Origin of the sequence: Butyricimonas hominis, assembly GCF_014287455.1 — a bacterium.
Lineage (GTDB): Bacteria > Bacteroidota > Bacteroidia > Bacteroidales > Marinifilaceae > Butyricimonas > Butyricimonas muris.
This window is the reverse complement of sequence record NZ_JACOOH010000006.1, coordinates 298,051-320,423: the sequence shown is the minus strand read 5'-3', so window position 1 is coordinate 320,423 and position 22,373 is coordinate 298,051. Positions and strand designations below refer to the sequence as shown.

Sequence of the window (22,373 nt, the reverse complement as noted above, 5' to 3'; positions counted from 1 at the left end):
ATGACACTACAAGATCAAAAACAATTAGGCAAAACTCTCTGGGATATAGCAGATCATCTAAGAGGAGCAATGGATCCGGATGATTTTCGTGATTATATGCTTTCGTTCCTTTTTCTTCGATATTTATCTGATAATTACGAAGAATCTGCCAAAAAGGAACTAGGGAGAGATTATCCTCAACTAAAAGAAGGTGATAAAAATATCGCTTTGACAATATGGTATAAAAATAACAAAACAGATATAATCGAGTTCGAGAAGCAAATGCGTCGAAAAGTCCATTATGTTATTAAACCACAATTTTTGTGGAGTAATATTGTGGAAATGGCTCGAACACAAAATGACGAATTACTGAAAACGCTTGAAGAAGGGTTCAGGTATATAGAGAATGAATCATTTGAAAGCACTTTTCAAGGTTTGTTTTCGGAAATAAATCTGAATTCGGAAAAACTTGGAAGAACAGCTTCTGAAAGGAATAAAAAACTTTGTGTCATTATTCAAAAAATAGCCGAGGGAATTGCTAAGTTTTCGACTGATACGGATATTCTGGGAGATGCTTATGAGTATCTTATAGGTCAGTTTGCTGCTGGATCGGGGAAAAAAGCCGGAGAATTTTATACTCCTCAACAACTATCGACTATTTTGTCTAAAATCGTGATATTGGACAGTCAGGATCCAGCTTTAGGGGAAAAGAAAAAATTAGATAAAGTGTTGGATTTCGCCTGTGGGTCAGGTTCATTGTTGTTAAATGTACGTCGTCAGATAAAAGAAAGTCATGGAAGTATTGGTAAAATATACGGGCAGGAAAAAAATATCACGACCTACAATCTTGCTCGTATGAACATGTTGTTGCATGGATTAAAGGATACTGAATTTGAAATTCATCATGGTGATACTTTATTAAATGACTGGGATATTCTGAACGAAATGAATCCAGCGAAAAAAATGGGATTTGATGCTATCGTTGCAAATCCCCCTTTTAGTTTACGTTGGGAGCCGACGGATACGCTTGCGGAAGATTTCCGTTTTAAAAGCTATGGAATTGCACCTAAGTCTGCCGCTGATTTTGCATTCCTGTTGCACGGTTTCCATTTTCTCTCCGGTGAAGGTACAATGGCGATTATACTTCCGCATGGGGTTCTTTTTCGTAGCGGTGCTGAAGAACGTATTCGTACTAAACTTCTAAAAGATAATAATATTGATACTGTGATAGGTTTACCGGCTAATCTGTTTTTTTCTACTGGGATACCGGTTTGCATTTTAGTCTTGAAAAAATGTAAGAAATTTGACGATGTTCTTTTCATAAATGCCAGTGAGCATTTTGAAAAAGGGAAAAGACAAAATCGATTATGCGAAGGAGAAGAGGGTAAGCCGAATGATATTCAAAGAATAATAGATACATATCAATTCCGAAAAGAAGAAGAGCGATACTCTCGCCGGGTTTCCTTGGATGAAATTGAACAAAATGGCTATAACCTCAATATCTCCCGTTATGTAAGTACTTTTCAGGAAGAAGAACCTATAGATATACATGCCGTAATGGCTGAAATCAAAGAACTTGAAGCAAAACGGGCAGATTTGGATAAGCAGATAGAAGTTTACTTGAAAGAGTTAGGGCTGGTAAATTAAAAGATAGCAGTTTATGAAATCAGAAGAAATAAGACAATTATTTGAACAGTTTGAAAAAGCAGCTTCTGAATTGGAGGGGGTAGAGTGCTGGAGTGCAAGAGAGTTGCAAACCTTGCTTGGTTATAGCAAATGGGAAAATTTTGAAAAAGTAATTCAGAAAGCAAAAGATGCGTGCGAAAATGCCGGAGAAGAGGTGTTTTATCATTTTCCTGACGTCAGGAAAACGATCCCTATGCCCAAAGGTGCTGAGAAAGAAATAGATGATATGCTACTGACCCGTTATGCTTGCTATTTAATAGCACAAAATGGGGATAGTCGTAAACAAGAAATTGCTTTTGCCCAAAATTATTTTGCCGTACAAACCCGAAGAGCGGAATTAGTCGAGCAAAGACTATTGGAATATGAACGAGTAAAAGCACGCGAGAAACTGAGTCAAACTGAAAAACAACTTTCCGGTATTTTTTACGAAAGAGGTGTAGATAGTCAAGGTTTTGCAATTATAAGAAGCAAAGGAGATCAGGCATTATTTAGGCTTAACACTCAAATGCTAAAAAGAAAAATGGGAGTTCCTGACAATCGTCCGGTTGCTGATTTTCTGCCAACGATCAGTATTAAAGCAAAAGATTTAGCTGCAGAGATGACAGGCTTAAATGTGCAGAGTAAAGATTTGAAAGGTCAGACTAAAATTGAAAAAGAGCATATTGATAATAATGAGGCTGTTCGAGAGATGCTCACCAAAAGAGGTATTACACCAGAAAATCTTCCTCCTGCTGAAGACATTAAAAAATTGCAACGTAAGCTAAGTAATGAAGAAAAGAAACTTTTGAAAAAAGGAAAGAGCAAATAGAATGGCAAAAAAAATGGATAAAAAAAGCCCTAATGTTCCAAATTTGAGATTCCCGGGGTTCGAGGGGGAGTGGGATATTGTACACTTAGGTGACTTATGTGATAAGATTGGAGATGGAATTCATTCTACGCCAAAATATAACGATTTTGGAGATTACTCCTTCATTAATGGGAATAATTTTGTAGAAGGTAAAATTGTAATTTCAGAGTCAACAAAGAGGGTAACTAAAGCAGAGGCAGAAAAACACAATGCACATACTTTAACAGAAAATACTATACTACTTTCTATAAATGGTACAATAGGAAGTCTAGCATTGTATAATGGAGAATCCGTTATGTTAGGGAAAAGCGCCTGTTATATAAATCCCCCAAAAACTCAAAATAGATTATTTATATTCTATCAATTGAGTGCAAATAGGATCAACAATTATTTTATTTCAGAACTTACTGGCTCTACAATTAAAAATTTATCCCTAAAATCTATAAGAAACACAATACTATATTTGCCTGCTAATAAAGAACAAAAAAAAATAGCCAAATTCTTTTCTTTTCTCGATAAACGTATTTCAACTCAAAGCAAAATAATAGAGAAATATGAATCCTTAATTAAAGGGATTGTAGATTTGCTTCTACACTGTGAAAATTATCCGTTTAAAAGAATTAATTTAGGTTCGCTATGCAGTATAAAAAAAGGGGAACAAATCAATACTTCTAAATTACTTGATAAAGGAATATATTATGTTATGAATGGAGGAATAACGCCTTCTGGATATCATACTGAATATAATACAGAATCTGGTACTATTTCGATTAGCGAAGGGGGCAATTCTTGTGGATACGTACAATTTAACTTCTCAAAGTTTTGGAGCGGAGGACACTGCTATACCCTCAATGAAATAAGTTCTCAAATTTTAAATGAATATCTTTATTTCTATTTGAAATCCCAAGAGAAAAGCATAATGGCACTTCGAGTTGGTTCAGGACTACCCAATATCCAAAAACGAGATTTAGAAATGATAGAGGTACAATATCCTGATTATATAAGACAAAAAGAGGTTGTGAAAACACTGTCGTTGCTTTCAGATAAAATCAAAATAGAAAACAGTTTATTATCTGTACTTCTGAAACAAAAACAATATCTACTCAATCAAATGTTTATATAAAAAGATTGTTACAGAAGTGTTTGTGTTGCAAAATCTTAATTTGCAAAAAAACGTTTTCTATTCTTTTTGTAGACACTATATAAAAATATGATTTAACAAATATTGTTTTTGTAATAACAATAGATTGTGATAATTAGACTCTGACTCTATCTTTTTGTCCACTGCAGAGAACAAGTTGGCAAATATATTCTGCATATAAAGTTTTGGAACAGAAATTGGCATAGACTCTACTTCTGATATATAATGCCGTTTATGGTTGCTTGAGACGAGATTAAGAAAAGACAGGTATTCAAAAATATATTTGAGACTCACCTTTGGCCTTGGTGTCAATATCTTTATAGCAGATGATTTAACTTTAAAAGGGAAGTCAACATACTTCAAATCCATAGTAAAATCATCAAATATAATGCAATTCCCTTTATTATAAATTCCATCCTTGTCAGAGGTATAACCTAAGATAAACGCTTTGTTTGCTGTTAATACAGGAATTAAGATCGGGTCATTCTGATAATTAGTATTGCTAATGATGTAATTTGTCGGTTGTTCATAATTAAGCACATCTTTTATAAGTTTTATTTCAACATTAGAGTTGTCTAAGTCAGTAAATATATTATGTCTTAGCGTACTCTTTAGCAACTTTAAATCCTCAATTATTTTGCTTTGAGTTGTGATGCGCTGATCGATAAGATAAAGCAAGTCTGCAATTTTAGCTTGTTCCTCTTTTGATGGAATTGAAATAAAACTTTCATTGAAGTTTTTTGTGCTGAGTGAAAATATCTTGGTTCCTTGTGCTAACCTCTTTATTTGATTGCGAAAAGCTATTGAAGAAAATGCATATCCTTTGAAGCCAGTTACTGTCATTTTTTTCTTGTCTCGACCATGAATAGTATGCAGACCACATACAATCTTTTTGCCAGCACAATTTAGAAACTCAACAACCTTTCCAATATCATTAGTGTCTTCGGAGGCGTCAGCAAAAGCGATATCACCATCTTCGCATACCGTATAACTCTTTGGCGTAAATCTTTTTTTTATACTGGGAAGATTACAAACTTTTAAATCTGTTTGAATCGGAAGTTCTTTATGAATTAAACCATAATGAAGATTAAATAAATTATCTCCATTAGTATATTCCAACTGTTCCCATGACAAAGAGTTTGTTGGAAAGAAATCTAATACATCACAGATTTTATACCTTTTCCACTCCCCCTCGAACCCCGGGAATCTCAAATTTGGAACATTGACGAAATTTGGTATTCAAATTCTTTTATGTATATATTTGATTAATAACATTAAAATCAAAATGATATGACAGAGAAGGTAAAAATCAGTAGGGTTATTGGCCTATGGAAAGAAGACAAAAAGCAGTATGTGAAGAAATCCAGTTTTTCGGCGTACTTGCTTTTGATTGAGAATCATTTGTTACCATTTTTTGGAGAACAAGTTAGTGTAGAGGAGTCTGAAGTACAAGAGTTTGTATTAAAGAAATTGGACGAAGGTTTAAGTCAGAAAACCATTAAAGATATTCTGATTGTCCTAAAGATGATTTTAAAATTTGGTGTTAAAAATAAACTCTTGGAATATCAGCAGTTTGAAGTGCAATTTCCTACGGAAAGAGAAAATCCAGAGATTGAAGTATTGAGCAAGGCTAACCAAAAGAAAATCATGAACTACATTCGAGAGCATTTCACATTTAAAAATTTAGGAATTTATATTTGCCTAAGTGCTGGAATCCGAATTGGAGAAATTTGTGCATTAACTTGGGGAGATATTGATACCGATACCGGAGTTATTTCAATCCGAAAGACAATCCAACGTATATATATTGTTGAGGAGGACAATAGGCATACAGAATTAGTACTTGATACGGCTAAAACAAAAAATTCTATCCGAGATATTCCGATGAATCGAGATTTGCTGAAGATACTAAAACCCATCAAAAAAGTGGTAAATGAGTCTTTTTACGTTTTAACCAATGAAGCGAAACCAACGGAGCCTCGAACATACCGAAATTACTATAAGAAACTAATGAGAGAATTAGATATCCCAAAACTGAAATTTCACGGACTTCGCCATAGTTTTGCTACTCGATGTATAGAAAGTAACTGCGATTACAAAACTGTGAGCGTAATTTTGGGACATTCCAATATTAGTACTACGCTAAACTTATACGTTCATCCTAATATGGAGCAGAAAAAAAAATGTATAGATCAGATGTTTAAATTATTGAGATGATAATCTCGTATTTAAATTTCTTTCTCAAGTAGAGGCTTCGTGTTGTCTTAAAGGATGCACGAAGTCCTATTTTTTATGGATTACAGTCAACAATGATCTATTTGTTCTTTGTTGTTAACATCGAAAATCATAGGAATTAATCTGTTAGTCGGTTTTCGCAGGATAAATTTTTCTTTAGTAGTTACGGCTATTCTCTGTGAAATAGATGTGATTTAACTGATATGGGAAAAGTATTGTATTTGCTTTAAACTGCTTAAAATAGAGTGAATTAGTAGAGTCGTTTTATCGCTTATTTTGAATTGTGGACAAGATAAATATCTGTTTAAGAAAAGAATATACAGATGCGTCGTTTCGTTACTAAATTATAACTTAACTTTTGGATTGAGTCTGCTTTTTTGTTGTCTTTAAAGTATTGATATTGTTGTTATTAGATGGCGATTTGTTTCCCGTTGTATTTAATTCCGATTTTTTTTCGTAAAAAAAAAGAATCCCGTTTAATCCTTTTTTCGAGGGGTCGTGTATTAATAGTGTATGAAAGAGAAAAGTAATATATATCAGTATGACATTGCCGCTTTAATACTGGCGTATTTGCGGAATGAAATTGATGACGAGGGGCGGTCGAAACTCGAAGCATGGCTAGATGAGTCCGATTCCCACAAGGTTCTTTTCGCCCGTGTACAAGATGAAGAGTTGCAAATTAAAGACATTCGTAAGATTGTGTCGTATGATGCGGATAAGGCGTGGACGGAAGTAACCCGGAAGGTTGCTCGTCGACACAGGAGAAAATTGGGTACGGTGTATCGTGTCGCGGCTTCTGTTGTTGTGGTGTTGGGTGTTTCGCTAGCATTGTGGATGAGTCGGGATAAAAAGTCCGAGAATAAAGTTGTTGAGGTGGCAGAGGTGGTCAAGATTGTTCCCGGCCGTCCGATGGCAACGTTGACAATTGCCTCTGGTGCTGTCTATCATCTGGATTCGTTGGATAACGTGGAATTGGCTTCGGTTTTCGCCGCGAATGATGGTAAGGAAGTTGTTTTTACAGACCTTCAACGTCCGGATTCCTTGAAGGAGGTACGATATAATAAAATAGAAATCCCTAGAGGGGGAGAGTATAAAATAACATTGGGCGACGGAACGCATGTATACTTGAATGCCCAGACAGAACTCCGGTTTCCGGAAAGTTTCGCGAATAGCGATCGGCGGGTGGTATATCTTTCCGGGGAAGCTTATTTTGAAGTCGCTAAAGATGCGGCGAAGCCTTTTATCGTGCGTTGCAGAGATTATGATGTGAAAGTGTTGGGAACCTCGTTTAACGTGAATGATTACGAGGACGAGAAAGATTCTAAAACCACGTTGGCTTCAGGGAAGATAGAGATTGATATGAACGGTCGCCAGACGGTGTTAAAACCGGGGCAACAGGCTGTGATTAAAGCCGGACGAGTGGATGTGAAGGAAGTGGATGTGGAAGTGTATACCACGTGGATGAAGGAGAATTTCCGGTTCCAGAGCGAAACCATGGAAGAGATATTGAAGAAATTGGCGAGATGGTATAATATAGATGTGATTTACATGGGAGAAACAGTGAAGAATTATCATTTCACAGGGTATTTGCCTCGTTATGCTAATATCGCGGATGTACTGGAATTATTGAGTTTAACGACAAAAATTAAATTTGAATTGAAAGGAAAAACAGTGACAGTGATGGAAAAGTAGTGTAAAGAATAAAGCCGAAGCTGCAACTCCGGCCTTATAAAATGTGTACTAAAAATAAACCCAAAAGGGATTCCACAAATATACGCTATTTTCTTTAAAAAACCAAGTTTGGAGGGTCCCATGTAGTGAATAAATTTCATTACGAGAGTGTGTAGTATTTTTTAATAAACATCAGTTGCTTGAAAAGGGGCGATTCTTTCGTGTTTTGCCCCTTGTTTCAAGTAATCGGATACTAAAAATGACCTAAATAAATTATCAATGAAAAGAAAAATTAAAAACTGCGTGTTCAGTTGCGGTAAACGATCATTGGTCTGCAAGCTGATGATGGTGATGCTGCTACTCACACATTTTGCATTTTCTAGTGAAAATGCTTTTGGTCAACAGAACATTACAGTTCAGTTTGAGCAACAGTCTTTGAGTGAAGTCTTGCGTGTGTTAAAGCAAAAAACAAATTACGAGTTCCTGTACAACGACGAGGAAATCAAGGGGATTACGGGAATTACCCGTTCATTCACGAACGCCTCCGTGCAAGAAGTTTTGACGGCTTGTCTGGCAGGCACGAAGTATAGCTTCAAGATTGTCGATAATCTGATCGTGATTACTCCAGACGACAAAAAAGATGAGATTAAAAAAGTGACAGTCAAAGGAAAGGTCGTAGATGAAAGGGGAGAAGTTCTTCCGGGTGTGACGGTTTTGTTGAAAGGTACAACTGTCGGAGTGGTGACGGATATTGACGGAAAATTTAAAATTGAATTACCCAAGCGGGATACGATGATTTTGGTTTTCACTTTCGTGGGGATGAAATCACACGAGTTGAACGTGGGTAAGGTGAAAGATTTGAGTAAAGAAATTTCTATTCGGATGGAACCAGACACTGAAAACTTGGATGAGGTGGTGGTAACAGGTTATGCGAACGTGAGGAAAGAGAGTTTTACTGGTAGTTCGGTTACCGTGAAAAGAGACCAGTTGCTGAAAGCTTCCGCGACAAATGTGATTCAGGCTTTACAATCGTTTGATCCTTCTTTTCGTATCCAGAGAAGCAATCAATGGGGATCTGATCCGAATATGGTTCCGGAGATGTATATTCGAGGGCGTTCAGGTATAGGGGTTAAAGCATTGGAACAAGATGCTTTGTCAAAATCAGCATTGGAGAATAATCCTAATCTTCCTACTTTTATCATGGATGGATTCGAGGTTAGTGTACAGAAGGTGTATGATATGGATCCGAATAGAGTGGAAACTATTACTTTGTTGAAAGATGCGGCAGCCACGGCTATGTATGGTTCTCGTGCTGCTAATGGTGTGGTTGTAATCACGACGAGGGCGCCGAAGCCGGGCGAGGTAACGATTTCATATAACTTAACAGGGACGGTGTCTATGCCTGATTTGTCTGATTATAATTTGTCTAATGCTAGAGAGAAGTTGGAAATAGAAAAGAAAGCCGGTATTTATACTACGGAAAACTTCAATAATATTTATGATGCAGAGATTGCGTATAATAAAAGACTGGCTCGAATAGAAGAAGGTGTGGATACCGACTGGTTGTCTATTCCTTTGCGTAATGCGGTAAACCATAAGCATAGTCTTTCTGTTGAGGGTGGAAATTCGGACTTACGTTATAATTTAGAGTTAGGTTACACGGGTAACAACGGAGTAATGAAGGGATCTTATCGTGAAAATGTAGATCTTGGTTTTACCGTGGATTGGCGATTGAGGGATAAATTGCAGGTGTTGAATAAAATTACCTACACCTATACGGATGCGACGGAATCTCCTTACGGAAGTTTTTCCGATTATGCGCACTTGCAACCGTATGATCGTCCTTATGATAAAGATGGTGTTTTGGTGAAAAAACTTGAGTTCTCTCAAGCTAAAGGAACCAGTAGTTCCTTGAATAACCCTTTGTACGAGGCTAAATTGAATAATTACAATTTTGACAAAGCGGACGAGTTTATCAATCAGTTTATGTTTCAATGGTTCTTTTCCGATGCATTCACGTTTAAAGGTCAATTGGCAGTAACGAAATCCATAGGTAATAAAGAACGTTTTATAGACCCGAAATCATCTAATGCCACGGCTTTGAAGGTTTCCGGTAATACAATTAACTCAACGTTATTGGGTGATCTTTACGTGGATCGGAGTGATATGACGAAATGGGATTCTCAATTTGCTGTTTATTTTGTCAAGGCATTCGGGTTACATAATTTGAATGCATCGGCAACAGTTAATGCGATGTCTACCAAGAGGGAATCTACATCTTCACACTATAGAGGTTTTCCGTCTGGAGAGTTCCATTCACCTAATTACGCGGCTGAGATTTATCGGAAACCGACCAAAACAGAGAGTGTTAGCCGGTTGTTAGGGTTCTTGTTGAGCGCTAACTACACGTGGAATGATATTTATTTGGCTGACCTGTCTGTTCGTTTTGATGGTTCTTCCGAGTTCGGTTCCGATCAAAAATGGGCTCCTTTTTGGTCTGGAGGTGTGGGTATCAATATTCACAATTACGGATTCTTGAAAGATAATGCTTGGATCAATCAATTAAAATTGCGTGTTTCATACGGTCAAACGGGTAAGGTTAATTTCCCGGCTTATGCTGCCAAGACTGTTTTTCAAACGAACGACCGTTGGTATGTGACAGGGTTTGGAGTAAATTTGAAAGCTTTGGGAAATACAGATCTGAAATGGGAAACAACGAATAAATTGAATGTTGGAACAGATTTGCAGTTTTGGAATGAAAGAATTTCGTTGAACTTTGATTATTACCATAACAAAACGGTAGATTTGATTACGGATGTCACTTTGCCTTCATCTTCCGGTTTTACCTCTTATAAAGACAACTTGGGAGAAACTTTGAATGAGGGATTTGATATTCAATTACGTTTCGATGTGTATAAAACGAAGGATTGGAGTGTGTCTTTATGGGGAAATTTGAACCATAACACGAATAAAATATTGAAGGTATCCGATGCTTTACGGGCTTATAATGATCAAGTAAATGATTATTATAAAGAGGCAGAAGAGCGTCAGAATGGACATACATTGTGGGATGATGAATTTTCCAAGCCTATAATGAAATATGAAGAAGGGGCTTCACTAACCTCTATTTTTGCAGTTCGTTCTTTGGGTATTGACCCAGTGACAGGAAAAGAACTATTTCTAAATCGTAATGGTTCTATTTCCAATACATGGGCTGCTTTGCAAGAAGTAAATGTAGGGGATACAGAACCAAAGGCAAGCGGATCTTTTGGGGTGAATCTTGTGTATAAAAACTTGTCTTTATTTGCTTCGTTCAGTTATGATTGGGGAAAACAAACATACAATCAAACTTTGGTAGATGAGGTCGAAAATGCCGATATACAGTATAGCAATGTTGATCGTCGAGTTTTGACAGATCGTTGGCAAAAACCGGGAGATATCGCTCCATTAAAAGATATTAAAGCTATTCGGTCAGTTACGATGCCTAGCTCTCGTTTTGTTCAAGATGATAATGAATTGTCATTACGAGCTCTTACGTTAAGTTATGATTTTAGTACAGAGTTTGTCAAGAAACTTCATTTGCAGAGATTGCGTTTTGAACTAAGTTCAAATGATCTTTTCCGGGTTTCTTCAGTTCGGCAGGAACGCGGTACGAGTTATCCGTTTGCGCGGAGTGTGAATTTTTCGTTACGAGCAACGTTTTAAAAATTAGATGCGATGAGAAAATATAAATTATTGTTGGTATTGTTGGTATCACTATCCACAATTTCGTGTGACGGGTGGTTGGATGTAAAACCGCAAGATGAAATAGACGAAAAGGACTTGTTTGCAACTGGGGATGGATATCGTCATTTGTTGAACGGTATTTATTATGGTTTGTCAAACTCAAGTTTGTACGGTCGGGAGTTGACGTGGGGAATTGTTGATGCATTGGGACAATGTTTTGATTTCTCTAATACTCATTCAACTAATGCTGGATGGTTGGACAAGTATGGTGCTACCGGTTATGAATGGGAAAATTATCAATTAAAACCTGCTATCGAAACGATGTGGGAAAATTCTTATAAAATGGTTGCCAATTGTAATAATCTAATTCAGAATATTGCAAATGAAGATCCCGAGAAATTTTATTACAAAGAAAGAGAAAAGAGTGAGATTTGGGGTGAAGCGTTGGCTTTGCGTGCTGCGATACAGTTGGATATGGTTCGTCTTTTTTCAGCCTCTCCTGCGATGTCTGCGGAGAGGAATAATGCATACACTCCCTATATCTCGGAGTATCCCTCGTATGTTTCCAAACGTCTGACCGCGGATAGTTGTTTGAGTCTTATTATCCAAGACTTGGAGGTTGCTCAGGCTTTACTTTGGAAGGCAGATTCGAGTAGTTCTTTTAATGTTAGCACGCGTTTCGAGAACAATTCTTTGGAAGAGAATCTTTTTGTTTCTTATAAAAGAGGGTATCGTTTGAATTATTACGCTGCTACGGCTATTTTAGCAAGAGCTTGTCTATATGCACAGAAGCCTGAAAAGGCATACATGTATGCGAAAAAGATTATCGATTACCAAGATAAGACAAATTTTTTCAGGTTCTATGACCGCACGAGCTACGGAGATAAAAAGTTTTATTACGATATCCTTTGGGGCTTAGAGTCTTTGGATTTGATCGAGTATATTAATGCTATTAATGATTTGACAAATCCGGATTCATACTACCATTATTATATAATGGTGGCAAATGTTAAAGATAACTATTTTCAAAACGATATGACATCGTCCGGGAGTAATGATCGACGGTACAAGCATTGGATGACTGATTGCGGTGATGGGGAATCATTCCGTTTCTCGAAGTATGAGAAATATAACGATGAAAGTTATACTCAGGCTAAAGTTAGCAATTACTTGGTTCCTATGGTACGTATGAGTGAGGTGTATTATATTGCAGCAGAGGCTATTTACAAGAGTAATTTGGAAGAAGCCAAGGAGTATCTTCGCAGAGTGAAATCAGGTCGCGGTTTACGGAATTCGGATGCTTCGATGCAAGATTTGGAGGTTGCCGATGAGGAAGGTTTCATGTCAGTACTGATAAATGATGCCCGGCGAGAATGGTTGGGAGAGGGGCAAACCTTTTTCATGTACAAACGCTTAGGAAAAGGTATTCCAGCGGCAAACTCTAGTGATGGTCTCATCCCGATAGATGCAGCACATGCGATTGTGCCGATTCCTGCTACTGAAACTAATTTGAATTAAAAGAGTATTGAGATGAAAAAAGTATATATATTATCAGTTATATTGATTCTATTCGTTTTCGGAGCTTGCTCCGAAAAAGGGATAGAAATGTTCTCGGGAGATCTCGTTTACATTTCGTTCACGAAAGATGCTTCAGCGGATAGTATGGTCTATAGTTTTAAAACTTACCCGAACGGAGAAATCGTGGCGCAAGTTCCGGTTCGCCTTCGCGGACATTGGTTGACTGAGTCGCGCGAGTTTACCGTTTCGGCATATCCAGATAGTACTACCTTGCCGGAAACTGCTTACGAATTACCGACGAAATGTGAATTTGCCCCCGGACAGGAACTAGATACAATCGAAATTAAATTTTTCAATAATTTCGAGGATTTGAAAAACAAGAGTTATCGTTTGTTTTTGCAGATTAATGAAACCGATCGTGTAAAGCAAGGGGAATACGCTTACCGGATAGCGAAGTTCTATGTTTCTGACAAATTGGAGATACCGGAATGGTGGAGCCGTAATGATAATACGGAGAGTTACCCTTACAATGTTGTAGAGCTAATGTACTTGGGAAAATATTCAGAGAAAAAGTACCAATTATTCTTGGAGCGTCTAGCAGAGGATGGAGCTTCATTGGAGGGAGACGATATGGTGATGATCAGAAAATATGCTTTACGATTAAAATATTGGCTGGAAGATTTTAATAATGATCCGGCGAATATTGCTTCCGGGGCAGCCCCGATGTGGGATGAAGATAATAATCAACCGATGCAAGTTCCTGTTGCTGGTTAATATAAAATGGAAAGAATATGAAACGTATTTTATTTTTAATATTGGTCTTATTTGCAGCGGGAGCCTGCTTGGATGACAAAACAAACACGGATTATCGTGATATAAATAACTTTGATGATAATAAGTGGAAAATTACCGGCATAGGGAGTAACTATAGTTTGTTCCCCGGGGAGTCGATAACCATAACTCCAGAAGTTCGGCTGTTAATAGATACTTTGAATCCGGATGTAGAATGTCGTTGGATATTGGGAGATACCGAGGTGGCAACGGGACCTTCTTATACTTTCGTAGCAGAAGAGTATGGTGAGTATACATTGACTTTTTTGGCAACAGATAAAAAAACGGGGGTATCCTTCCCGGCAGCAACAGATTTGAGAGTAGCTCCTCGGTATAAATTAGGGTGGTTGTTCATTAGTCGTACAGCATCGGGAAATTCTCGTTTATCGTTGTTGGCAGGGAAAAGAGTAATTGTTCCTTATATGGATGGTAATTATCAACGACAGAGAGACTCTTTGGTGTACGTGGGTTTTTATACTAATTTGGGTGGAGCGTTGGGTTCCGGTCCGATTAAACTTGCAGAAGAGTTTGTTTATTCAGAGAGTAATTATCCTCTTCCTTCCGTGTTGTCCGAAATTATGGTTTTGCAAGAAAGCGGACCGGTCGAATTGGATGGTTATGAATTGGAGATCGTTGGACATCCATTCGATGAATTTACGGGAGAAGCACCCAAGGAAGCGATAAAAGATGCTGTTTTAAGTTGGAGTTGCAAGTGGTTGCAGGCGGAGGATGGCCGTTTGTATAATTCAGTGGCAATGGTAACAACTGATTTGCATTCAGGTCGTTATGCCGGTGATCCGGCTTTTAATGGGGCAAGATACGAGACATTAATACAGACGATGAAATCCAGTACGTATTCTGACTCGAAGTTCTTTATTGCAATCGATGAGACCAACACCATGTGGGCCTTGCTAGATAATGCATCAGAAAAGTATAATGGCGGTGGAATAGTTGATCCTGTAAATAATTATGTCGGTCATAGAGCGCGTTTGGCCAATAATTCTACAGGAAGCTTTGATATGTCGTTGTTTAATAATTTTTCGGGGAGATATTTCAAACATGTGTTCGTGAGCTCGAATAAGTATTTGTTATCTCTTATCGAACGCGATGGAAAATATCTATGGCACAAATATGATTTGGATATTCCTCGTGTCTATACCCCCGGAACTGAAATAAAAGTAAAGGAATCCAAGACAGGAGAGTTGGCTGCAGAGATGTTTGCTGATTTCAAGGATGCCACTTTTGTGTATGACTATTACGGTGGTTGGGAATGGTTGTTTGTCGCTTCTGGGAATAAATTGTATGGAACAGCGATGAACTGGAATGAGGCTTTACAGAACAGTAGAGAGATTTTTACAGCCCCCGCGGATATAGTATCTGTAGAAGCTCGTTATTTTAGTAATTCGATGGCTAACGAGGAGGGTGTAAACTATAGTCATCTAGGTGTACTGCTGAAAGATGGAACATTCTTGGTGTTGGAGGTGAATTACGAGTCGGATGCGTTTACAGTTAAAGAGATTTACAAAGAAAATTTGAAACAATTGGATCCTGAGATTACAGATGTTGTGGATATGATCCATAAATATGGTGAAGGTACAAATTTGTATTATGGATATATGTATTAAAACTTTATTGTATTTGAGATAATAATCGACGGGAGTATTTACTCCCGTCGACATATTAATGTTGTTTCGTGTAAATTATTGTTATGAAAAAAACATTCGTAATGTTATGCCTGCTTATTTCCTACTTGGGAGGGGATGCCCAACAGAGAGCGAATTATAAGTTGGCAGAAAAGTTTACCCAGATGGGGTTGTCGGGGATTGCCGCCCGGAATAGTATGCGGGTAGTTCCTCGTTATATTCATAATGGGGAGAAGTTTTGGTTTGATTTTAGGACGGACGAGGGGACGATGTATTATCTGGTTGATCCGGTGAAAGCGGAAAAACGATTGCTTTTCGAGAATACGGATATAGCGCAAGGGGTGAGTAGTATTACCCGGAAGGCGTATAACGAGAAGGATCTACAACTATCAAATATAGATTTTTCAAAAGATATGTCGAAGATGACTTTTTCGTTGGGAGGGGGAGATTTCGAGTATAATATGAAAACGAAGAAAGTAAAGGAGTTGCCGAAAAAGGAGAAGAAGGAGGAGGACATGGTGATGTACACGTGGATGTCTTTATCCCCGGATAGCAACTATATAGTATACGCGAAGAATCATAACCTCTACATGAGAGGAAATAAATATAAAGGACAGGATACGACAGAGATTCAGTTGACCACGAACGGGGAACGTTATTTTTCCTATGCCCGGAATGGTCAGGATACGGTATCTGATGAAGAAGCGATGGCAGGGCGTTGGTTCCCGAAAGTGAATAAGGTTTATGTCTTGCGTCAAGATAACCGGAACTCTGACGAGATGGCGGTGATTAATGTATTGGCGAAGCCTAAACCTGTACTGGAACGCTACAAATATGATATGGCGGGAGATAAGAACTTGTCGAAGTGGGTGCTTTCGGTGATTGATGTGGACAAGCGTAAAGTGACGGATTTTAATATCGAGCGTTGGCAGGATCAGGATGCCGAGGTTCGGTACGTGACGGACAAGGGGGATAAGATTTTCTTTGAACGCTATAACCGGGTGCGGGATGAAGTGGAGTTGTGCGTGGGGAACACGGAAACGGGAGAGGTGAAGGTGTTGATACATGAAGTGGATAAACCCTATATCGATTATCATATGCGTAATATCGTTTTTTTGAACGAGGGGAATGATATTCTTTATCGTTCAGAACGTACCGGATGGGCTCATTATTACCATTATGATGGTAACGGGGTTTTGAAAAACACGATTACTTCAGGCGATTGGGTGGCAGGGCAGATTGCTGCTATCGATACGGTGGGCAGAACGATCTATTTGTATGCGCACGGGTATGACAAAAAGATGAATCCTTATTATTACCAAGTGGTGAAGGCTCATCTTGATCGTGAAGGAGTGAAGTTGTTGAGCCCGGAAGACGGACAACACAAGGCGGAGTTTTCTAAATCCCGGAAGTATTTCGTGGATAGTTATTCGCGGGTGGATATGGAGCCGAGGTTCACGTTGAAGGATAATAACGGGCGGGTGATTATTAAAGATTTGGCAAAAGTGGATGTGCGGAGGGCTTACGAGATGGGATGGCGTGCACCGGAACGTTTCGTGGTGAAGGCTGCCGACGGGTTGACAGACCTGCATGGTATTATGTGGAAGCCGGCAGACTTTGACCCGAACAAGAAATACCCGATTATTTCGTCCGTTTACCCGGGACCTTTCTTTGAATACGTGAGTACGTCGTTTATTTTGGATGATAGTTATAATATGAAGCTGGCTCAGCTCGGGTTTATCGTGGTTTCCATGGGACACCGGGGAGGAAGCCCTATGCGGGGCAAGTTCTACCATCGTTACGGGTATGGAAATTTGAGGGATTACCCTTTGGCCGATGATAAATACGCTATCGAGCAGTTGGCGGATCGTTATTCTTATATAGATATCACGAAAGTCGGTATTTTCGGTCATTCCGGGGGTGGTTTCATGTCGACGGCGGCTTTGTGTACTTATCCTGATTTTTACACTGCCGCAGTGTCTTCTTCCGGTAATCATGATAATAATATTTATAATAATGGTTGGGTGGAGATTCATCATGGAGTGAGAGAGGCCAAGGAAACGGTAAAAGATAGTGTGAACGGGGATCGTGAAGTGTCAAAGTTCAGCGTGAAGGTGCCCACGAACATGGAGTTGGCTAAAAATTTGAAAGGACATCTTTTGCTCGTGACGGGGGATATGGACAAGAACGTGCATCCCGCTCATACTTTACGGATGGTGGATGCCTTGATTGAAGCCGGGAAGAATTTCGATATGCTGGTATTACCCGGTAAGACTCATGGTTACGGGAGCGCGGATAGATTTTTTGAACGGAAGTTGTGGTATCATTTCGCGAAATACTTGTTAGGGGATACCACTGCCGATCATTACGGTAATATAGAGGAATACAAGGGAATCGAAAATTGAAAATGGAGAATTGAAAATGAGAACAAAATATATCATAATGCTTTTGTTGTTGGTGGCAGGAAGTTCTGTACGCGCGCAACAAAAGGCGAATTTCAAGCTTGCCGATCGTTTCACGAGTCGGAATTTCCGGTCAGCAGATAGAAACAGCATGAGTATATACCCCATGTATATTAATGACGGAGAGTGTTTTTGGTACTCGTTCACGACGGAAGAAGGAAAGCGTTATTATTACGTGAATCCGGAGAAGAGAGAGAAGCGCTTGCTGTTCAACTCGGAAAAACTGTTCGGGTTCTTGAATCAGGAAACGCACGAGGTGTGTGACGCGAAGGATTTCACGTTCCAAGGATTGGAGTTTGATAAAAAAGGGACTTCTTTCACTTTTGATTTCGAGAAACACAAATACCGTTATGATATGAAGACGGAGGAGGTGACGAAGTTGGATACCGTGATTAATAAAGGTTTCGGGGATTCTTGGAAAAAGTATTCTCCGGATAGTACCTATATCATGTTTGCTCAACGTCATAATCTTTATATCATGGGGAATAAGGATAAAGGGAAAGACACGACTGTCATACAATTGACGACGGATGGTGAGAGATATTTCTCTTATTTCAAGGAAGAAGAAGAGGTTGGTACGGATACATTTCCAGCAACTCCGGTTGCCGTGTGGATGAAAGATTCTAAAAAGGTGTATGCCGTGCGGGAAGATACCCGCCACGTGGATGAATTGTTTTTGGTGGACGTGATGGCAACTCCCCGTCCCAAGGTGAAAACGTACAAGTATTCTATGGCAGGCGACCAGAAATTGGAGAAAACCGTGTTGACAGTTATCGATGTGGAAACGAAGGAGATGAAAACGATAGATGTCGATCGCTGGCAAGACCAGTACGTGGATGTACTTTATACCTCGAAGGATGGTAATAAGATCTATTTTGAACGGAAAACTCGGGCTTTTGACGAACAGGAGGTTTGTGTTGCCGATCTCACGACGGGAGAGGTGAAAGTGTTGATTCACGAGATTGACAAACCTTTCATGGATTACAAAATGGCGAATATCATGTTCCTGAATGACGGGAAGGATATTATTTATCGTTCCGAGCGCACGGGATGGGGGCATTATTATCTTTACGATAACGAGGGAAACTTTAAGCATGCCATTACTTCCGGGGAATGGGTGGCAGGACCTTGTTCGGATATCGATACCGTGGGGCGTACGCTTTATTTCTATGCTTTAGGAAAGGATGAAAATATAGACCCGTATTATTATATCCCGTGCAAGGTGAATATTGATAAACCGGAGAGTTTGACACAATTGACTTTTGATAACACGAATCATCAGGTACATTTCTCGAAATCATTCAAGTATTTCGTGGATATTCACGAGCGGGTGGATATGGTTCCCCGTATCGTGTTGAAAAACCGGAAAGGGAAAGAGATTATGGAATTGGAAAAGCCTGATATTCGCCGGGCTTTGGAGATAGGGTGGAAGGCTCCGGAGCGTTTTAAGGTGAAGGCTGCCGATGGAGTGACCGACCTCTACGGGGTGATGTGGAAACCGTTTGATTTCGATTCGACGAAAGTCTACCCGATTATTTCTTCCGTGTATCCCGGTCCTTTCTACGAGTACGTGCCGACGCAATTCCGGTTGATTCATGACGACAATACCCGTTTGGCTCAATTGGGTTTTATCGTGATTGCCGTGGGACACCGGGGTGGAACGCCTATGCGGGGTAAATTTTATCACACTTACAGTCATGGAAGGTTGCGGGATTACCCGTTAGCGGATGATAAATACGCGATAGAGCAACTGGCTGACCGTTATCCTTTTATCGACGCGACGAAAGTGGGTATCTACGGTCATTCCGGGGGTGGATTTATGTCTACCGCGGCCATCTGTACTTATCCGGATTTCTACAAGGCGGCTGTATCTTCCGCGGGAAATCATGATAATACAATCTATAATCATTGGTGGGGCGAAACTCACAACGGTGTGAAAGAAGAAAAGAAAGTGATCAAGGATAGCGTGAACGGTGACCGGACGGAATCGACTTTTAAATTTAAGGTGGGTACGAATATGGAGTTGGCAAAACGATATAAAGGCGGTCTGTTGTTGATTCACGGCTGGATGGATGATAACGTGCATCCGGCTCACACGTTGCGGATGGTCGATGCGTTGATTAAGGCGGACAAGAATTTTGATATGATCATTTTACCGAGGTCGAACCACGGTTTCGGGGGGGCGGAGAATACATTTTACGAGCGTAAGATGTGGTTCCACTTTGCCCGTATTCTGCTAGGAGATGATACCGGGGATTACTATTATGAAGTTGAACAATACAAGAATGGGGATAGATAGGATGATAAAGAAATTTATTATTGGTCTGTTTTTACTTGTTTCGGTCGGGGCGTTCGGGCAGCAAAAAGCGAATTACGAGCTTGCCGAGCGCTTCCGGCGCGTAACACAAGTGCCGTTGACAAAGAATAGTTTGGAAGTACATCCTCGTTATATAAATAATACCGATCGTTTCTGGTATTCTTTCCGCACGAGCGAGGGAAAAAACTATTACTTGGTTGATCCGGCTAAAAGACAAAAACGCTTGATTTTCGACAACGCGGAGTTATTGATGAAAATCAGTGAGATTACTAGGAAGGGATATAACCACAAGGATTTGGAATTGGATTTCACTTTTGACGAGGACGGGGAAACAATCCGTTTCTGGTTTGACCGGAATGATTTCACGTACAATATTAACACGCAAGAACTGAAATTAGCCGAAAAACAGAAAGGGCAGATGAATTATGATCCTTATTGGAAATACTATTCACGGGACAGTTCCTATATGTTGTTTGCCAAGCGGCATAATCTCTATATCGTGGGAAATGCGGCTAAGGGCAAGGACACGACAGAAGTACAATTGACAAGCGACGGGGAACGTTATTATACCTTTAACCGGGAAGATGAAGGCGAGTTGGACGAACGCATGGGATGCTCCGCGAAATGGTTCCCAACCGGACACAAGTTTTATGCTATTCGGGACGATTCCCGTCAAGTCGAAGATTTGTGGTTGATTGATGCTTTGGCAAATCCCCGTCCCCGTCTGAAAACTTACAAGGCAGAATTGGCGGGTGATGAACATGTGATTCAGTTCGAGTTGTTGATCGGGGATGCGAATACCCGGGAGGTGAAAAAGATCAATATTGATCGGTGGAAAGATCAATATATCGATATCCTGTATGCTAGTAAGGATTCAAAACGTCTTTATTTTCAACGTTATAAAAGAACTTGGGACGAGTGCGAGATTTGTGTCGTCGACACGGAAACGGGAGAAGTAAAAGTGTTGATACACGAGGTAGACAAACCTTATCTGGATTACCAGATGCGAGCCGTTCATTTCTTGAACGATGGAAACGAGATCCTTTTCCGCTCCGAGCGTAGCGGGTGGGGACACTATTATTTGTATGATAAGGATGGTAACTTGAAGAATCAAGTTACTTCCGGGGCATGGGTTGCCGGACCGATCATGAAGATTGACACGGCGAGCCGACAGATTTATTTTATAGGTTTAGGCAAGGAGAAAGAGGTTGACCCTTACTATTATGTTCTTTATCGAGCCGATCTGGATAAGACCGATGCGATAACATTATTAACCCCGGAAAATGCCTCGCATAACGTGGATATCTCTCCGTCGAGCAAGTATTTCGTGGATAGCTATTCCCGGGTGGATATGGAACCTGTCAACGTGGTACGCGATCGGAAAGGCAAAGTGATTTTGGAGTTGGAGAAACCGGACTTGGAGAACCTTTATGCTTTCGGTTGGAAGAAACCCGAACGGTTCAAGGTGAAGGCGGCAGACGGGGTAACGGATATTTACGGTGTGATGTGGAAACCGGCGGATTTCGATTCCACGAAAACCTATCCGATTATTTCGTCGGTTTACCCGGGACCTTTCTTCGAGTACGTGCAAACCCGTTTCACGGTGAATGATGACATGAATACCCGTTTGGCTCAAGTGGGCTTTATCGTGGTATCCATGGGACACCGGGGTGGAACGCCTATGCGGGGGAAATATTACCATACTTACGGGTACGGCAACCAGCGGGATTATCCTTTGGCTGACGATAAATACGCGATCGAGCAATTGGCACAACGTTACCCCTTTATTAACGTGAAAAAGGTGGGTATATTCGGTCACTCCGGTGGCGGGTTTATGTCCACGGCGGCACTGTTGACCTATCCGGATTTTTACAGTGCGGCGGTATCTTCGGCAGGGAATCACGATAATAATATTTATAATAAAGGCTTTGTCGAAATCCATTACGGCGTGAAGGAGAAAAAGCAGGTAGTAAAAGATAGTGCCGGAAACGAGCGGGAAGAAATCTCCTTTGAAACCCGAAGTAAGACGAATCAGGAATTGGCGAAGAATTATAAGGGTGGCTTGTTGATCGTGACCGGGGATATGGATCGTACGGTGCACCCGTCACATACCCTGCGAGTGGTCGATGCTTTGATTAAAGAGGGGAAGAACTTCGATATGCTCGTGTTGCCCGGTAATTCTCACGGGTTCTCCGGGGCTGCCGATGAGTTTTTTGAACGCAAGTTATGGTTCCATTTCGCTAAATATCTGTTAGGGGATGCCTCAGCGGATTATCAAGGGGATTTGGATTACTTTTTGGAAAGATAAAAAGATATA

At 39.9% G+C, this 22,373-nt stretch carries 13 protein-coding genes; 12 read left to right on the top strand and 1 reads right to left on the bottom strand.

The features are described from left to right. The 3 genes from H8S64_RS14805 to H8S64_RS14795 are packed head-to-tail and all read left to right on the top strand — an operon-like array spanning window position 1 to window position 3,635. Window positions 1-1,626 (top strand): type I restriction-modification system subunit M, encoded by a 1,626-nt coding sequence (locus H8S64_RS14805; RefSeq protein WP_186977149.1) that lies wholly within the window; start codon window positions 1-3, stop codon window positions 1,624-1,626. A gap of 13 nt (window positions 1,627-1,639) precedes the next feature. After that, a complete protein-coding gene (gene dinD / locus H8S64_RS14800) occupies window positions 1,640-2,473 on the top strand; it encodes a DNA damage-inducible protein D (RefSeq protein ID WP_186977017.1) in 834 nt (277 codons plus the stop codon). Between the two features lies 1 nt (window position 2,474). Next, the gene (locus H8S64_RS14795) at window positions 2,475-3,635 is read left to right on the top strand and encodes a restriction endonuclease subunit S (RefSeq protein WP_186977015.1); all 1,161 of its coding nucleotides are present in this window, start codon (window positions 2,475-2,477) and stop codon (window positions 3,633-3,635) included. Between the two features lie 75 nt (window positions 3,636-3,710). Here H8S64_RS14795 and H8S64_RS22410 read toward each other — a convergent pair whose 3' ends face one another. After that, a complete protein-coding gene (locus H8S64_RS22410) occupies window positions 3,711-4,865 on the bottom strand; it encodes a restriction endonuclease subunit S (RefSeq protein WP_222621188.1) in 1,155 nt (384 codons plus the stop codon). A 78-nt stretch (window positions 4,866-4,943) separates the two neighbouring features. On the opposite strand from H8S64_RS22410, the gene H8S64_RS14785 reads away from it, so the two are divergent. The 9 genes from H8S64_RS14785 to H8S64_RS14745 all read left to right on the top strand — a co-directional run bounded on the left by H8S64_RS14785 (window position 4,944) and on the right by H8S64_RS14745 (window position 22,364). After that, window positions 4,944-5,870: a tyrosine-type recombinase/integrase gene (locus H8S64_RS14785; RefSeq protein ID WP_186977013.1), complete on the top strand. Its 927-nt coding sequence runs from the start codon at window positions 4,944-4,946 to the stop codon at window positions 5,868-5,870. Between the two features lie 531 nt (window positions 5,871-6,401). Then, window positions 6,402-7,580 (top strand): FecR family protein, encoded by a 1,179-nt coding sequence (locus tag H8S64_RS14780; RefSeq protein WP_186977012.1) that lies wholly within the window; start codon window positions 6,402-6,404, stop codon window positions 7,578-7,580. A gap of 258 nt (window positions 7,581-7,838) precedes the next feature. After that, the gene (locus tag H8S64_RS14775; RefSeq protein WP_186977011.1) at window positions 7,839-11,264 is read left to right on the top strand and encodes a SusC/RagA family TonB-linked outer membrane protein; all 3,426 of its coding nucleotides are present in this window, start codon (window positions 7,839-7,841) and stop codon (window positions 11,262-11,264) included. A gap of 12 nt (window positions 11,265-11,276) precedes the next feature. After that, window positions 11,277-12,803 carry a RagB/SusD family nutrient uptake outer membrane protein gene (locus H8S64_RS14770; RefSeq protein ID WP_186977010.1) on the top strand — a complete coding sequence of 509 codons (1,527 nt, stop codon included), beginning with the start codon at window positions 11,277-11,279 and terminating at the stop codon, window positions 12,801-12,803. Between the two features lie 12 nt (window positions 12,804-12,815). Beyond that, window positions 12,816-13,577 carry a DUF4843 domain-containing protein gene (locus H8S64_RS14765; RefSeq protein ID WP_186977009.1) on the top strand — a complete coding sequence of 254 codons (762 nt, stop codon included), beginning with the start codon at window positions 12,816-12,818 and terminating at the stop codon, window positions 13,575-13,577. A 17-nt stretch (window positions 13,578-13,594) separates the two neighbouring features. After that, the gene (locus H8S64_RS14760; protein WP_186977008.1) at window positions 13,595-15,259 is read left to right on the top strand and encodes a PKD-like family lipoprotein; all 1,665 of its coding nucleotides are present in this window, start codon (window positions 13,595-13,597) and stop codon (window positions 15,257-15,259) included. 83 nt (window positions 15,260-15,342) lie between these two features. After that, window positions 15,343-17,682 (top strand): S9 family peptidase, encoded by a 2,340-nt coding sequence (locus H8S64_RS14755; protein ID WP_255469554.1) that lies wholly within the window; start codon window positions 15,343-15,345, stop codon window positions 17,680-17,682. A gap of 16 nt (window positions 17,683-17,698) precedes the next feature. Then, window positions 17,699-20,038, top strand: coding sequence for a S9 family peptidase (locus H8S64_RS14750; RefSeq protein ID WP_186977007.1), 2,340 nt, complete (start codon window positions 17,699-17,701; stop codon window positions 20,036-20,038). 1 nt (window position 20,039) lies between these two features. Continuing rightward, window positions 20,040-22,364 carry a S9 family peptidase gene (locus H8S64_RS14745; RefSeq protein ID WP_186977145.1) on the top strand — a complete coding sequence of 775 codons (2,325 nt, stop codon included), beginning with the start codon at window positions 20,040-20,042 and terminating at the stop codon, window positions 22,362-22,364. Window positions 22,365-22,373: the final 9 nt, after the last annotated feature.

Bases quoted from the DNA above. Each gene is read 5' to 3' on its own strand.
- dinD (WP_186977017.1), top strand. From the start codon at position 1,640: ATGAAATCAGAAGAAATAAGACAATTATTTGAACAGTTTGAAAAAGCA.
- H8S64_RS14805 (WP_186977149.1), top strand. From the start codon at position 1: ATGACACTACAAGATCAAAAACAATTAGGCAAAACTCTCTGGGATATA.
- H8S64_RS14785 (WP_186977013.1), top strand. From the start codon at position 4,944: ATGACAGAGAAGGTAAAAATCAGTAGGGTTATTGGCCTATGGAAAGAA.
- H8S64_RS14745 (WP_186977145.1), top strand. From the start codon at position 20,040: ATGATAAAGAAATTTATTATTGGTCTGTTTTTACTTGTTTCGGTCGGG.
- H8S64_RS14780 (WP_186977012.1), top strand. From the start codon at position 6,402: ATGAAAGAGAAAAGTAATATATATCAGTATGACATTGCCGCTTTAATA.
- H8S64_RS14760 (WP_186977008.1), top strand. From the start codon at position 13,595: ATGAAACGTATTTTATTTTTAATATTGGTCTTATTTGCAGCGGGAGCC.
- H8S64_RS14775 (WP_186977011.1), top strand. From the start codon at position 7,839: ATGAAAAGAAAAATTAAAAACTGCGTGTTCAGTTGCGGTAAACGATCA.
- H8S64_RS14750 (WP_186977007.1), top strand. From the start codon at position 17,699: ATGAGAACAAAATATATCATAATGCTTTTGTTGTTGGTGGCAGGAAGT.
- H8S64_RS14765 (WP_186977009.1), top strand. From the start codon at position 12,816: ATGAAAAAAGTATATATATTATCAGTTATATTGATTCTATTCGTTTTC.
- H8S64_RS14755 (WP_255469554.1), top strand. From the start codon at position 15,343: ATGAAAAAAACATTCGTAATGTTATGCCTGCTTATTTCCTACTTGGGA.
- H8S64_RS14770 (WP_186977010.1), top strand. From the start codon at position 11,277: ATGAGAAAATATAAATTATTGTTGGTATTGTTGGTATCACTATCCACA.
- H8S64_RS14795 (WP_186977015.1), top strand. From the start codon at position 2,475: ATGGCAAAAAAAATGGATAAAAAAAGCCCTAATGTTCCAAATTTGAGA.